The sequence below is a fragment of the Enterovibrio baiacu genome, assembly GCF_004120195.1.
Classification (GTDB): Bacteria; Pseudomonadota; Gammaproteobacteria; order Enterobacterales; family Vibrionaceae; genus Enterovibrio; species Enterovibrio baiacui.
In genome coordinates this window covers 499889-514989 of the sequence record NZ_SCHN01000006.1, presented here as the reverse complement: position 1 = coordinate 514989, position 15101 = coordinate 499889, and the positions used below count along the sequence as shown (strand labels likewise).

Annotated in this window: 11 protein-coding genes; 3 read left to right on the top strand and 8 right to left on the bottom strand. The window is 47.6% G+C overall.

The window, feature by feature from the left end; translation table 11 throughout:
* Positions 1-251 precede the first annotated feature (251 nt).
* The 3 genes from EQP46_RS04830 to gap form a co-directional block, all read right to left on the bottom strand.
* The gene (locus EQP46_RS04830) at positions 252-422 is read right to left on the bottom strand and encodes a hypothetical protein (RefSeq protein WP_205685921.1); all 171 of its coding nucleotides are present in this window, start codon (positions 420-422) and stop codon (positions 252-254) included.
* A 384-nt stretch (positions 423-806) separates the two neighbouring features.
* Positions 807-1670: a D-hexose-6-phosphate mutarotase gene (locus EQP46_RS04825; protein ID WP_129492549.1), complete on the bottom strand. Its 864-nt coding sequence runs from the start codon at positions 1668-1670 to the stop codon at positions 807-809.
* Positions 1671-1763: 93 nt separating this feature from the next.
* Entirely contained in the window at positions 1764-2759 is a 996-nt protein-coding gene (gap, locus tag EQP46_RS04820; protein WP_129492548.1) for a type I glyceraldehyde-3-phosphate dehydrogenase, read from the bottom strand.
* A 659-nt stretch (positions 2760-3418) separates the two neighbouring features.
* Between gap and msrB the strand changes: the two genes are divergently transcribed.
* Positions 3419-3817, top strand: coding sequence for a peptide-methionine (R)-S-oxide reductase MsrB (msrB, locus tag EQP46_RS04815; protein WP_129492576.1), 399 nt, complete (start codon positions 3419-3421; stop codon positions 3815-3817).
* 141 nt (positions 3818-3958) lie between these two features.
* Here msrB and EQP46_RS04810 read toward each other — a convergent pair whose 3' ends face one another.
* Both EQP46_RS04810 and EQP46_RS04805 read right to left on the bottom strand, forming a co-directional pair.
* Complete coding sequence (locus EQP46_RS04810) at positions 3959-4828, bottom strand: DUF2989 domain-containing protein (RefSeq protein WP_129492547.1); 870 nt, start codon at positions 4826-4828, stop codon at positions 3959-3961.
* Positions 4829-5000: 172 nt separating this feature from the next.
* Complete coding sequence (locus tag EQP46_RS04805; RefSeq protein ID WP_129492546.1) at positions 5001-6767, bottom strand: calcium-binding protein; 1767 nt, start codon at positions 6765-6767, stop codon at positions 5001-5003.
* A gap of 476 nt (positions 6768-7243) precedes the next feature.
* Between EQP46_RS04805 and EQP46_RS04800 the strand changes: the two genes are divergently transcribed.
* Positions 7244-7528, top strand: coding sequence for a YeaC family protein (locus EQP46_RS04800; RefSeq protein WP_129492545.1), 285 nt, complete (start codon positions 7244-7246; stop codon positions 7526-7528).
* 92 nt (positions 7529-7620) lie between these two features.
* On the opposite strand, the gene EQP46_RS24530 is transcribed toward EQP46_RS04800, so the two are convergent.
* The 3 genes from EQP46_RS24530 to sppA form a co-directional block, all read right to left on the bottom strand.
* Positions 7621-9195 (bottom strand): calcium-binding protein, encoded by a 1575-nt coding sequence (locus EQP46_RS24530; protein ID WP_129492544.1) that lies wholly within the window; start codon positions 9193-9195, stop codon positions 7621-7623.
* 659 nt (positions 9196-9854) lie between these two features.
* Complete coding sequence (gene ansA / locus EQP46_RS04790) at positions 9855-10865, bottom strand: asparaginase (RefSeq protein ID WP_129492543.1); 1011 nt, start codon at positions 10863-10865, stop codon at positions 9855-9857.
* A gap of 86 nt (positions 10866-10951) precedes the next feature.
* A complete protein-coding gene (sppA, locus tag EQP46_RS04785; protein WP_129492542.1) occupies positions 10952-12808 on the bottom strand; it encodes a signal peptide peptidase SppA in 1857 nt (618 codons plus the stop codon).
* A gap of 269 nt (positions 12809-13077) precedes the next feature.
* Between sppA and EQP46_RS04780 the strand changes: the two genes are divergently transcribed.
* Positions 13078-15087, top strand: a complete 2010-nt coding sequence (locus tag EQP46_RS04780) for an NADPH-dependent 2,4-dienoyl-CoA reductase (RefSeq protein ID WP_129492541.1) — start codon at positions 13078-13080, stop codon at positions 15085-15087.
* Positions 15088-15101 lie beyond the last annotated feature (14 nt).

The window sequence follows — 15101 nt, the reverse complement described above, 5'->3', positions numbered from 1 at the left end:
TCGGGCGAATATGAATATCTAATTGTGTTTTCCCTGTATCAACACCGACGTTGATATTTTGCGTGATATTGGAATTCATAATAAGCTCACTCATGCTTGCGAAATGCGGGTTCGAGACCCAGTCGACTATTCGAGGTTTAAGCTTGGAGTCCTATGTGGCGTTCCTGTTTGTTATCGGTCTCTCGATAGAGGAGCCAGCGTTCAATCGAACTGCCATATAGAAAGCTTTAGTTGCAGCTAAAGCCTGGGTCTCACTTTACCCAAAACAGGTCATTTCGGTCAGGATATTTTCCATACAAGCGTTCAGCCGCATTGGCATAAACACTGCGATCTTCCCGGCAAAGGTCCAGAAACTCTTGAAGGCTCAGCTCTTCGTCTTTCGCTTCTTCGTAGCGCTGACGATAGTGGTCGAAAATACTCATGGTCCTGCCCCCTAAATCGTGCTGTTAACATTAAGAAAGGATATCGGCGCAGTCGCTTTCATATCCTCACTAATTTAAGACTAGTACCAACTGATCAATTTGCTTGGTTGAATTACTTGTTTTTTCGATATTTTTCCCTTTTGTGATAAGGCTTTGTATTCGGTATGTAACTTTTGCCAGTCGCAATTGTCCTTGTGTATTTCCTTGATTGAAGCGGGAAAATCTAAATCTTGAGACGGCAATAGTGGAATTTGCTGTTTGATGGAGAGGAGGTTGGTAGGGAAAATTTTGGGACAAGGTAACAAAAAAGAAAAGCCGAAGCGGGGGGGCTTCGGCTTCGTCATTTACGCGGCAGGCGGCGTTTTGCCGTCGCTTTACGTGTGATTAGCGGCTTACAATTTTTGTAGAAAGCGTATGCGTTTCGCCAGCGTTCAATGTCACGCTGCGATCGTATACCGCAGATTCAACGCAGACCATGGTTTCGTAGCTGTTATCTGCCATGTCACCCATGCTGATCGACAAGGCTTTCCAAGGGTTCCAGACAACCACGCCATTGTTGCCACTGTTGATCACGTGAAGGCGACGTTGCAGGGCAGGATCTTCTACAACGACCGTTTCGTCTGCATGCGGGTAAATGCGGTCAACTTCTTGGTCAAATTGCGTGTTACCAGCGCTTGGTTTACGTACGCCACCTTCAATGTATTCGTTGCCGAGGCCTGATACTGTGGTTGTGGTGATGTCACCGATGTTGAGGTAAGTGTGCAGTGCGCCGCCCAGTTGGAAGGGGGCATCACCTGTGTTGGTGCTGACCAGTTTTACATCTAGCGTGTCAGTCACTTCAACGAGGAGCTCAGCCTTGAATGCATGTGGCCAAATCGCGCGGGTTTCCGCAGAATCTTGCAGTGTTAGGCTAATGATCACGCCTTCATCGTTCTCACGGTGTTCGTTGAGCGTCCACTCGCTGGTGCGCGCGAAGCCATGAGAAGGTTCAGCGGCTTTACCAAACCAAGGCCAACAGACAGGAATACCACCACGAATGGCTTTGCTGCCACCAAAATCCGCTTTCTCGCTCATCCAAATGGTGTCTTTCTTACCGGTTGGTTGAAAGCTGAGTACGTGAGCACCAAAGAGAGAAATCGCCGCGGTTGCTTTTGGGTGAATAACGCGAACAACTTTGATGCCGTCTAATTCGCAAACGGTAACATAGTCAGAGAGTACAGCGAGGGTAGGGAGCTGTTTAACGTCCATGAAGAATGCCTTCTGAATGTGAAATTTAGGTACAAAAAAGGCGGCTAATAAGCCGCCTTTTGTCACTCATGCCTTAATGGCAATCCGGAATGATCACTTAGAGATGTGAGCAATCAGGTCCAGAACTTTGTTTGAGTAACCGATTTCGTTGTCGTACCAAGATACAACTTTAACGAATTTGTCAGTCAGAGCAACACCTGCTTTCGCATCGAATACTGAAGTTTGAACTTCACCGATGAAGTCTTGAGATACAACTTCGTCTTCAGTGTAGCCAAGAACGCCAGCCATTTCGCCTTCTGAAGCAGCTTTCATTGCCGCACAGATTTCTGCGTAAGTAGCAGCTTCTTTCAGGTTAACAGTCAGGTCAACAACAGAAACGTTTGCAGTTGGTACGCGGAAAGCCATACCAGTCAGTTTGCCGTTTAGTTCTGGAAGAACTACGCCAACTGCTTTAGCTGCACCAGTTGATGATGGGATGATGTTCTGAGAAGCACCACGACCACCACGCCAGTCTTTCGCAGAAGGACCGTCAACAGTTTTCTGAGTTGCAGTAGTAGCGTGAACAGTAGTCATAAGACCAGATTCGATGCCCCACTTGTCGTTCAGTACTTTCGCGATAGGCGCAAGACAGTTAGTAGTACAAGAAGCGTTAGAAACGATGTCTTGACCAGCGTAAGAAGCGTGGTTAACGCCCATTACGAACATTGGCGTTGCGTCTTTAGAAGGACCAGTTAGAACAACTTTCTTCGCACCAGCAGTGATGTGTTGGCGTGCAGTTTCGTCAGTCAGGAAGATACCAGTTGCTTCAGCAACAACATCAACACCTACTGCGTCCCACTGAAGTTCAGTTGGGTTACGTTCTGCAGTTACACGTACGGTTTTACCGTTAACAACTAGGTTACCGTCTACAACTTCAACAGTACCGTTGAAACGGCCGTGAGTTGAGTCGTACTTCAGCATGTACGCCATGTAATCAACGTCGATCAGGTCGTTGATTGCTACAACTTCGATGTCGTTACGCTCAACAGATGCACGGAAAACGAAACGGCCGATACGGCCAAAACCGTTAATACCTACTTTGATAGTCATTATGTTGCTCCACAACTTAATATCTAGTGAAAGGAAATTGGTAGTAAAATTACAGAATCGGTATCACCCATGCAAGCGAAAAACCGATCTAAATTGCGTAAAGTCAAAATTTAGTACGGATTATTTTTACACCACCCAAACAAATTTTGTGTTTCCTGTTAGAAAAGTTGAATTTATTGGGGTGAATGACGCGATGACTGATTTTTGAACATTGCGCACTGAAATGCATACAGCACATAAAACGTACGCAAATCGGTATATCGAAAAGTATGGTGAGAATAATGCGATGTTTGAGTGCGAAATATGAGAATTGGAACGAGTTCCAAGTTATCGACGGTGGGGGTATTTTGCCGTGTCATTTATGGACACGCTTTGACCTTGCGGTCGAATGAAGCTGGTTGAGTGCTGACCCGTATTCTTTGCTTTGAAGAGAAACATGCAAATCGTTAGAACTCAAAGTAATGATGTTGGCTGCTTTAGGGACTTTTACGCCGATGCGAGGTTAGTTAGCGCTCAACGTTGGGTGCATTGACGGTAAGGAGCATGCGTTTGATCACATCTATGCGTGTGAATGCTTATTGTCTGCGCGAGAACTGTTTTAAATAGACAATGGATTGATGCTTCGGCACAGGTAAATGTATTTAGCACAGGGAGTAATGATGACAAAAGGCGGCGATGATAAGTGGAAAGCATCACTTTCTGAGTTGGCTTATAAGGTTTGTCGCCTGGGGCACACTGAGCCTGCATATAGCGGAACCTTACTTCACAACCACCAAACAGGCTCTTACCATTGCATTTGTTGCAATCAGCGATTATTTGATTCGAACACGAAATTTGATTCGGGGTGCGGCTGGCCGAGTTTCGATGCGGCGATTGAAGGCACGGTTCGCTATGTGGCTGACCGAAGCCATGGCATGGTAAGAACGGAAATTCGTTGCTTGCAATGTGACAGTCACCTAGGGCATGTATTTGATGATGGCCCAACGAGCACGGGTCAGCGCTATTGTGTGAATTCTGTTTCCATGAAATTTGAAGCGACATCGTCTTCGGACGAATAACGGCACGTGATTTTCGGGATAAAAAAAGCGAACGTAAGACGTTCGCTTTTTTGTTTATGTCCTGTCAGCTGCTTTTAATTCAAGCCTATTTCATATTGATGTGCTGAAGTAATAATCAACGGGACATGCTCCGCTCAAAAACTATTCCTTTTTGTCATCAATGATGGCCATTGTGCTTAATAAACCCGCATTGAAATCACCATCTTCAATGGCGCTAGCAATGTCGCCTGCGATGTCTGAAATTTTATCACGGCGTGCATCTTCCATTGGGTAAAGCAATTTCAATTGCGCTTGTTTCGCAACGGGAAGATCCATGTTAGATCCGACGAGGGCCCATAGGTAAGCAATGTCTAGTTTGCCGAGTGAATGGTTTGCCGTTGCCAAAGATTTGATTGCTTCAGGAACCGTCTTATCACGCGTCTTTCCCGCTTTTCCGTCATAAAGCGACAAGGACTTGTGCAGTAATTCAATGGTGTGAGATTTGTCTTTATCGACGTAGTACGTGGCAAGACCGAGTTGTAGCTCAGGCGTGTCGAGGTACTCGGTTTCTTCTAGCTTCAAAAACTGCTCTAACGCTTCATTGTCACCCTGAGTCCAACGGTAATAAATGATCGAGGGTTGATAAGAGCTTTTCAATTCCGTTTCTAGACGCTCAATGGAATCGAAGGCATGGAACAGCGCTTCTGTACGGAGTGTTTTCTTCGCTTTCAGCGTGGTGGTTTCAATCTGTGCGACGAGCTCCATACACCGAGCATATTTCTTGGTGAGCATGAGTTCGTCGAATTTATTGAGGTCGGAAGGCTTCTTGGTGACGTTAAAACGCTTCCAGATGAGGTCGGTGCGCTCATGACGACACTGACCATCTTGCACATTCAGCTTGGCGCAAATCGAAGGGTTGTTTTCACAAAGTTGAGCGGTACTGCGGTTGCTTTCAAAGCAGCCCGTGACCAGTAACGTACCGAATACGGTAACAGCGAGTTTGGTGCTGAATTTGGCTCGACCTATCTTCATTCCGTGAAATGCTCTTCTGTTTTTAAATCGGGACACAAGACTTATAACATAAACACTTCTTCTTAGTTTATCTCCAATTTTGGCCTTTTGCGTGACCACGCAAGAAGAAAAAAAGGCCAGCATTAAGCTGACCTTTCTCTTGCTTACGGATTTTATCTGAATTTATAGACCGTTATACGATATCCGTGCCGAGGTAAGTAATGTTCTCTGCGTCGGTCCAAATCGTGATTTGATCGTCACTGAACTGGTCGTCAAACACATAAGCTTGAAGATCGCTGACTTGCGCGTTGGTGAGCCCCATCTGCTCGATCATGGCAGGTGTGATGTCTGCGTTTGATGTTGCTGTAGCATTGTATGTCCAATTCACACCCGTGAGGTTCAACGTGTCGTCACCATTTCCCAACCAAGCAACAAAACCCTGCCAGTCGCCATTGTTTGTATCATCAGATTGCTCATCAATTTCATGAACATTGATGGTGATGGTCTGGTTGCTACTGTCGCCTACTACTGCTTCTATACCTGCAATAACGTTACCTGTAACACCGGGCGTGGTTTGGTAGGAAGCGCCTGTAAAATCGGCATGATGCTCGCCTTCCACCAGTAAGGTATCGAACCCGGTTGAGGCATCGTAGATATTTTTGTTTATCTGCTTACCGCTCCCCAAGGTTCGGATCTGTGCTTGGAAATCATCTTGATCGAACACCAAGGTGTCTGCGTTGAAACTGCCGACGAGAATGTCTTGGCCTTCTTGCCCATCCAAGTAGTTGTTATCGCTCATCCAGCCCGAGAACAGGTAGTCATTACCTTCGCCCCCTAACAGCGTATTGCTACCAAGAATACCGTAGACTTCGTCGTCGCCGTCTCCGCCATCTAAGTGGTCATCACCGCGTTGACCTCGCAAGATATCATCGCCATCTTCGCCATAGATTTCATCGTCGCTTGAACCGCCACGTAAGTCGTCGTTTCCATCGCCGCCGTAAATTTCATCGTCATCACGACCGCCAAAGACGAGGTCATCGCCATCGCCGGTATCGATATAGTTGCTGCCTGCGGTACCATGAACTTCATCGTTACCGCCGTCTGCCCAGACTTCATCATCGCCTGCGCCAGCAATGATGGTGTCATCGCCGTCTTGTCCGAAGATTAGGTCAGCACCGTCGCCGCCATCCAGGGTATCGTTGCCGCGCCCGCCGCGCAGTTCATCATCACCTTCGCCGCCTTCTAATGTGTCGGCACCGTTTTGCCCAAACAAGCGGTCATCGCCGTTTCCACCATGAATGAGGTCATCACCGTCCTCACCCCACATTCTGTCGTCACCTTCGCCACCTGAAAGCACGTCATTGCCGTCGCCGCCTATTAGAGAATCATCACCACCTTCACCGTAAAGGCGGTCATCACCGTCATAACCATAAAGGGAATCATTTCCGCCAACGGTGAGATCTCCCGTGACTTGCTCTACTTCGATAGTGAGAGAAGAGGAGGGGATATTGGTGTCCACGTCGTTAAGATCGAGTGGACGCCATTCGAATCCCGCTCTATCTACAACAGGGAGTGAGTAAAAGACGAGCGTGGTGCCATCGGTGACATTGATATCAATGGCACTGGTGTTTTGCGCAGCATCTGTTGATTCGATGAGGATTTTCTTGCTCAGCACATTTCCGCTGCTATCCAAAATGGCGTAACCCACGCTTCTATCGTCACCAGAAGGGAAAGCGAATTGTGACAAATGCACTGACAGGGAAGTCTCACTAGAGATACTGTAGCTACCATCAGCATTTTGCACGAGCTGGGAAACCTGACTGCTCGATGAGTCGCCATAAACAACGTCGTCGCCTTCATAGGCTCTAAGGGTGTCATTTCCGCCTAGGCCATAGATGAGGTCGTCATCTGTTGTGCCTTCGAGCATATTTGCGGCGCTATCGCCTGTGATCGTAGCCATGGGTTTTACCTTCTAGTGGGCGCTTTAAACAATAAATAGTGCGCAACAGAACCATTCGCATTGCGCATTGATGTTGTGCAAAGTGTCGGGGGTAAAACCTGAAGTCGTTGATTATATTTATATGCGACGAAAGAACGCTACTTGCTGGTGGCAAGTGAGTTCTTCTTATTAGCCAGATAAAACAAGTTTTAGTGAAATGAGTTTCTCTACACCCTCGATAGTAGGGATACGGTGGCAAAAGTGGACGAATGTCACAAGACTATGGCTGTCTATTAATAAGAAAATCAGTACTATTGGGGTCTGGTGATATGCTGTTTTTTACCTAAAGCATGATCAAAATATGAGATCTCCATTCAAATTAGAATGGGTTTCAAACAAGACGCAATCGTGAAATCTTTGGTGTAAAGTAAACCAAATACTGGCCTTACGCGTTGATTAATGCGAGATGTAGAACCGAGGGAAGGTGCAAAACAAACATGGATATCGAACAACTACTAGAAAGCATCACACCTGAAGCATTTGAACGATTAAATTACGCCGTTGCGACGGGAAAATGGCCTGAAGGAACACCGCTGACACAAGAGCAGCGAGACAATGCGATGCAAGTGGTCATGCTGTATCAATCGCGCAACAATACTGACCCTCAGCACATGTCTGTGGCTGCTGGTGGGGACATCAAATTCAAGTCAAAGAGTGAATTAAAGCGTGATTTTTCGCCTGCGCAAGAAACCATTGTTCAGGTGAAAGCAACTGACGATTGATCGGTACTTTTTTCATTCTTAAAGATGAAATAAACGGCCCGGATGGGCCGTTTGTTGTTACATGCTTTTTATCACAATAAGATCGTCGTCAATTAAACGATATCAATACCGGATTGCGTCACGTGCTCAGCGTCCGTCCAAACAGTAATCTGTGAATTGCTGTTGAAGTCGAAAGTGAAAACGTAGGCTTGAAGGTCGGCAACTTCTGCTGCAGTGAGACCCATTTGTTGAATCATCTCTGGCGAGATATCGGCATTAGACACGCCTGCTGCATCGTAGCTCCAATCTGCACCAACGAGGTTCAGGGTGTCATCACCTTCACCAAGGTAAGCGACGAAACCATCCCAGTTGCTCAGGTCGATATCATCCGATTGTGCAAAAATAGCAAACTCGTTCACCGTGATAGTTTGGTCACCCGCATCGCCGACAACCGCTTCGACGCCCGAAATGACGTTACCCGTTATGCTTGCATCAGATTGATATTCTGCACCCGTAAAGTCAGCATGAACATCACCATCCACTTTGAGTGTATCGAAGCTGCTAGACGCGTCGTAAAGCTTCACGTTTACTTCACGACCAGCACCGTTCACGAAGGTGCTACCGTCAAAGTCATTCACATCAAAGATCAGCGTATCGGTGCCGATACCACCGACATACTGGTCGACGCCAACGCCGCCATCAAGCGTGTTACCATGCCCATTACCCGCAAAGATAAAGTCATCACCTTCACCGCCGAGTAATACGTTGCTGCCGTCGTTACCGAACAAGCGGTCGTTACCAGCGCCACCTTCAATGGTGTCGTTACCCTCTTTGCCGTGCAGAACGTCATCGCCGTCACCACCGTAAATGGTGTCGTCACCTAGGCCGCCACGAATGTTATCTTGACCTTCGTCACCATACAGTTCGTCATCACCTTGGCCACCGAAGATCAGGTCATTACCTTCTCCACCAGAGATGGTATCTTCACCAAGACCACCGTAAACCGTGTCATCACCGCCTTCCGCTGAAATGACATCGTCGTCAGGCTGGTTTGGCAGGAATTGATTCACATACACGTCAAACGTTGTATCAACGAAATCGCCTGAGCCCAAGTTCCAACGGTCATCCCAGATACTTGTATCACCGTCAATCTGTTCATGGTCTTGGCCATCACCGTTTTCGTTTGCCTGAGAAACATAAACGATAGATTCAATCGCACCTTGGGTAATAATTGGAATTTGGCCTGAGATATCAAGAGCAACCTCACCTTCAACATAGCCTTGAGAAGCGCCGTCAGGAATAAGGAAAAGACTGAGTGACGTTGCACCTTCTGTGTCAACACTGAAGATCGTCGCGGAGGTTGCAGTTTGTGCATTGGCTGTAAGTATTTCAGCGCTCAATACATTGCCATTACTATCGAGGAGAAAATAGCCAACAGAATTGTTGAATTCAGTATCGTTGGTGAAATTCGATAGACTGATATTGAACGTATCACCTTCACTGACGTCGTAAGTCCCGTCAGCGTTTCGTGCGCTCGGAGATGCCCCATTGGCTAACTCGCCGCCGATAATGAGATCATTCCCATCACCACCATTGAGAATATCGTCTCCCTCCAACCCATAGATGGTGTCGTCGGTAGAAGTGCCGTTTAACGTATCGTTTTGGTTAGTACCAATAATAGAAGCCATTTTTCATTGCCCTGTATATAGATTGAGCCGAAGCTCTGCAACTGACATTCATCGAAAATCCCAACACCGTTTATGTTCGTCATCGTGATGAGATCGCGATGCGATTATTCGCCTTGCAGTCGACGCTTTATGTTGTGTTGAGTGAGAAAGGTACTGAGAAGACCGACGACTACCTGGCCTTGTACCTAGGGAGAATTTAAATGTACAAATTTCTATGACAAGCGATGAGCTGTGAATTAAGTGGAATATGGAAGATAGTCTGATGTAAGTGTGACCAGAAATTTTCTTAAAGTATGTAATACCGTATAGGGAAAGTGCTAATAAAGAGGGGATAAGGCAATATGGGAATGGGTCTCACGTCCGCGTTTTTTCGCGATTTTTTGCTTTAATCTGCATGTATTTCGATGTAAAGGAAGGGTGTCTGGAATTAATTGCAGGCTTTCTTTTAAAGTGCAGTTTGTACAATAATACGAATCTCTAATGTATGTAAAATCATACATTCGAAAGGGTGGATTGAGCTATAAGATGTGAGCCAATAAGGCACATTTATTCATACATCCATGCTTGATGTAAGGGCAATACTTGATGTCAGGTGAGTGCAAATGAAAAGCAAAAAGCCAGCCGAAAACGACTGGCTTTGAGTGCAAGCTAATAGGGAATTAGTGCGTCAATTCACCACGAAGATCTTGTTGCAGCATGGTTCGGATCGTATCCATTGGCAGATCTTGACTGAGCAAGTAGTGCAGCTTTGCCAATGCAGCTTCTGGGGTCATGTCATAACCGCTTAGCACGCCCGCTTCTGCAAGCGCACAGCCTGTGGCATAGCCACCCATGTTCACTTTACCCGCAAGACATTGGGTGAGGTTGAGAACAACGACGCCGCGCTGAGTGGCTTCTTTCAGTAAACCCAGCAGTTCCGCGTTTTGTGGGGCGTTACCAACACCAAACGTTAGCAATATCATGGCATTCACTGGTTGCTTGAGCGCATTGCTGATGACATCCGGTGAGATACCTGGGTACATCATGATGATGGCGACAGGTTGCTCTGTGATGGTGTGAACCTTAAACGCACCTTCTGGCTTTTTATCAATCTCCGCACCGTGAAGTTGAATATTGATACCAGCTTCAAGCAGGGAAGGCAGGTTTGGCGATGTGAAAGCGTTAAACCCATCAGCATGCGATTTGGTGCTGCGGTTGCCACGAAGCAATTGGTTGTTAAAGAACAACGTGACTTCGTTAATCGGGTAATTTGCCGCGATATGCAGAGAGTTCAACAAGTTGGCTTGGCCATCAGAACGAAGCTCTGCCAAAGGAATTTGTGACCCGGTTACGATAACGGGCTTATCCAAATTCTCTAGCATGAAAGAAAGCGCAGACGCCGTGTATGCCATGGTGTCTGTACCATGCAAGATCACAAAGCCATCATACTTGTCGTAGTTGTCGCGGATATCGTCAGCAATGCGTTGCCAATCCGCTGGCGTCATATCAGCAGAATCGATGAGTGGGCTGTACTCATGGATCGTGAATTCAGGCATTTCTGGGCGATGGAATTCAGGCATTTGCTTAAGTTGTTCTTGCATAAAGCCAGACACAGGAATGTAACCCTGTTCAGATTTAAGCATGCCGATCGTGCCGCCTGTGTAGGCGATGTAAATATGTTTTCTTTCCATCTTCACAAATTCAATGTTGCCGAGGTAGTGGCGGCATTATACGTACCAGTGGCGCGAAAAAAACCCCGGCACTTGCCGGGGAGTTCTCAGTTTTCGAAATAACGGCAATTTGGACATAGGGCATATCGCCCATTTGGGTCATTGAGGTTATTCAAGTTGTTGATTTCTGATGCCGCTGCGTTAGCAAACTGTTCAAATGCGGGGGGCAATGTAAACGCGGTATCAAGACCGACAAACACCATGGTTTGATTGATCATGTCATAAATAAACTGCTGTGCAGGCGTGAGCGGCTCTTCCATCCAATCCAGTGAGTAATCGGTAATGCCTGCTAACTCTGCAGCGACAGAAACCGCATCGTCAAAGTCACCCATCTGATCGACGAGACCACGCTTCATGGCGTCATAACCTGTCCAAACGCGACCTTGAGCGACTTGATCGACATCCTCTACAGATAGGTTACGCTGGCTCGCGACGAGCTGAATGAAGCGCTGGTAGCCATTTTCGATGCCAAGCTGCATGATTTCACTGACCTCTTCCGGCAAGGCGCGTGTTACGCCAACACCCGAAAGCGGCGTTGTGCCGATACCGTCGTTGTAGACACCATATTTGGCGAGCGCATCTTCAAAGGTAGTGAGAATGCCAAAAATACCGATAGAGCCTGTGATGGTGGTTGGCTGCGCCAAAATACGGTTCGCGCTGGTGGATATCCAATAACCGCCAGATGCCGCGACACTCGACATAGACACCACAACAGGTTTGCCTGCTTCTTTGAGTGCTTCCACTTCATTGCGGATCACTTCAGAGGCAAATGCACTGCCGCCCGGACTATCAACACGAAGCACAACGGCTCTCACGGTATCGTCCAAACGTGCTTCTCGAAGGAGGGCACCAGTCGTGTCGCCACCCACGGTGCCTTCTTGCTCGGATCCATCAATGATGGCTCCGCTCGCCACCACCACGGCAATTTGATCTGCTTTTGGTAGGGTGAAATCGTTGGCGTTGTATTCGTAGATGCTGACGTAGTTGAAACTGTCATCGCCGTCGCTACCAAACTTCTCAGCCAGCTTGGTTCGGATTTGTTGGCGCGTCACCAACTCATCAACCAAGCCAAGGTTTTGTGAAAGTTTGGCGAAATCACCGTCTGCGGCCTTGATGGCGTTGAGCAAGGTTTCAGAGTCTGGCGAAATGGATTCAACCGTCACACCACGGTTCATCGTGATATCGTCAACGAATGCACCCCAAAGCTGATTAAGCCATACGGCGTTGGCTTCGCGTGCTTGTTCCGACATTTCGGTACGGGTGTAAGGCTCTACAAATGATTTATACGTACCGACGCGGAACACATGGGTGGTGATATCAAGGTTCTTTAACAGATCTTTGAAATAAAGATTGTACGTGCCATAGCCGCGCAGCAGCACCGCGCCGTCTGGCGACATCATGATTTCGTCCGCATAGCTGGCGAGGTAGTACTGGCTTTGGTTGTAATGTCCGCCAATCGCCACCACGGATTTTCCTGCGGCTTTAAACTCGTTGATCGCTTTCGCAATGTAGCGCAGCTTTGTCAGACTGGTTTCTGACATGTCGGACAAACTCAGCACCATGCCATTGATCTTGTCGTCCTTGGTGGCAGCACGAATTTGGTCGACCACATCAAACAGCACAGTTTCAACCTCTGCCGATCGGCCAATGAGATTTTGGGCTGCGATGTCATACGGGTCTAGGCGGCGTTGTTTTTCAACAATCGGGCCTGAAATATCAACCAGCAGCGCACGAGCGGGTTGATCGGTAGGTGTTGGTAATTCTGTGTCTTCAATCGTAAAGGCGAAGTAAATCGCAACGAGTAAACCAATAAAAAGCACGTTAAGTATTAACTGACGTGCAAACCCCAATATCTTCCAACACCATTTCAATACGGTGCCTAGAAACTTAAAAAGCGTTTTCATGAATAATTCCAGCGACTTTCCCTAGACATAATCGTAACGAATCCTATTTGGAATGCTAGGGTCTGAGGGTTTTTGATAACACTATTCTACATAAACCCTCGGCAAGACCTCATAAAAGCCTATGTATTTAGATAAAAAAAATCGCTTATCCATACCTTAGGCATTGGTATTTGATCGGTGTTGTAAAAATGTAAACAAACGTTTGAATTTTTGGTTTTGCAGGCTTATCTTGGTCAGACCAGAACTCATAATAAGAATGGAAGCGCCTAATGAATTCGCCTTACCCTCACTTGCTCGCTCCACTGGATCTTGGTTTTACCCAGTTAAAAAACCGTGTGTTGATGGGCTCCATGCACACAGGGCTGGAAGAATCTAACGATGGGTTTAAAAAGCTCTCTGCCTTTTATGCTGAACGTGCCAAAGGGGGCGTTGGGCTCATTGTGACGGGTGGCTTTTCACCAAACTTCCGCGGTCGATTGCACCCACTCAGCGCGCAATTCAGCAGCGGCAGAGCAGCGAGGGCGCATCGAAATATTACGGATGCTGTGCATGAACACGGCGGGAAAATCGCCCTCCAGCTGCTTCATGCTGGGCGCTATGCCATGCACCCTTTTGCCTTGAGTGCGTCCGAGGTGCGTTCACCGATTTCAAAGTTTGCGCCTTCTGAAATGAGTGAGCGCCAGATCAGAAATACCATCAACGACTTCGCAAAGAGTTCAGAGCTTGCGCGCGAAGCGGGGTATGACGGCGTTGAAATCATGGGTTCTGAAGGTTATCTGATTAACCAGTTCATCTGTAAGCGCTCAAACAATCGCTATGACGCATGGGGTGGCAGCTATGCGAACCGCTCACGTTTCCCGATTGAAATCGTGAAAGCGGTGCGTGAACGAGTAGGGAAAGATTTCATTATCATCTTCCGACTCTCCATGCTGGATTTGGTGGAACAGGGCAGCACACATGATGAAGTGGTTGAGCTAGCGAAAGCCCTCGAAGCGGCAGGTGTGACCATTTTAAATACGGGTATCGGTTGGCACGAAGCCCGTGTTCCGACCATTGCTACCCAAGTGCCGCGAGCGGCGTTCAGTTGGGTCACTGAAAGGTTGAAAGGGGAGGTGAATATTCCTCTCGTGACCTGTAACCGCATTAACACGCCAGAAGTGGGCGAATCTATTTTGTCGAGCGGGCAGGCCGATATGGTTTCGATGGCGCGCCCTTTCCTTGCGGATGCCAACTTTGTGGTGAAGGCCGAAGCTGATCGCTCGGACGACATCAATACATGTATTGCGTGTAATCAGGCATGCCTTGACCATGTGTTTAAAGGCAAGCGCGCAAGCTGTCTGGTTAACCCACAAGCGTGTTATGAAACAGAACTGGTGGTTGCACCTGCGACTGCCAAACGAAAAGTTGCTGTAGTCGGCGGCGGCATGGCCGGTATGTCCTGCGCTGTGACGGCGGCCGAGCGTGGCTTTGATGTTGTGTTGTTTGAAAAAGCCCCTCAGCTAGGTGGCCAGTTCAATCTTGCTATGCAAATCCCCGGTAAAGAAGAATTCAAGGAATCAATCCGATACTTCACGCGTCGCGTTGAGCAGTGTGGCATTGACGTTCGCTTGAATACAGAAGTGAATGCGGAATCGCTCGATGGGTTTGATGAGGTGGTGATCGCCACAGGCGTGAAACCGAGAATGCCAAACATTCCGGGTATTGATCATGAGAAAGCCATCGATTACCAAACGTTTATTCGCGAGCAGCCTGAGTTGGGCGGACGCATTGCGATTGTGGGTGCTGGTGGTATTGGTATTGATGTCGCGACCATGATCACTGAACCTGAAGATCAAACCTTGGATGAGTGGCTGCAAGATTGGGGCATTGATAAATCGTTGTCTCATGAAGGCGGGTTACTTCCTGCGCCACATTATGTTGCCCAACGCCAAGTGTGGCTGTTGCAACGTCGCCAAGGACGTGTTGGTAAAGGCCCTGGTAAAACGACAGGCTGGATCCACCGTAAAACGTTAGAAAAACGTGGTGTAGAACTGCTCGGTGGTGTGAGTTACGAAAAGATAGATGATGCAGGTTTGCACATTACCTTGGAAGGGCAAGAGCATATTCTTCCTGCGGACCATGTGATTATTTGTGCAGGCCAAGAATCCGTGAATGGCTTGGTCGCAGAGCTCGAAACCAAGGGCATTAATGCACACATTATTGGTGGCGCAGAGAAGGCCGGAGAGCTTGATGCAAAACGCGCGATTCGACAAGGTGTTGAGCTCGCAATCACGCTTTAAACGTTCGATATAAA